Annotated in this window: 1 protein-coding gene; it reads right to left on the reverse strand. The window is 72.4% G+C overall.

The window, feature by feature from the left end:
* On the reverse strand, positions 1-333 hold a 333-nt coding region (locus ACTIDRAF_RS31380), incomplete at its 3' end, for an AMP-binding protein (protein WP_157163276.1).
* Positions 334-341: the final 8 nt, after the last annotated feature.

Genomic DNA, 341 nt, shown 5'->3' on the forward strand with positions numbered 1-341 from the left:
CGTCGTCTCACTCGGCCCATAACCGTTCAGGAAACGCCGGCCGCGCGCCCAGCGGGCGGCGGTGTCCGCGCCCAGGGCCTCTCCGCCGGAGACGACGGTCCTGAGCGTTTCCACCTCGGTGTCAGGAGCGGCGGCCAGCAGGACGGCGGGCAGCATCGCGTGGGAGATCCGCTCGGCGCGCAGCATCTCCACCAGTTCGGTGCCGTCGGACCGCGCGGCGGTCGGTAGTACCACGGTGGCTCCGGCCGCCAGGGACATCAGCACGTCGGCGACGGCGACGTCGAAGCTGGGCGACACGAACTGGAAGACCCGGGCGGCGGGGTCGAGGTCCATGGCCTCGA

The organism is Actinoalloteichus spitiensis RMV-1378, from assembly GCF_000239155.1.
GTDB classification, from domain to species: Bacteria; Actinomycetota; Actinomycetes; order Mycobacteriales; family Pseudonocardiaceae; genus Actinoalloteichus_B; species Actinoalloteichus_B spitiensis.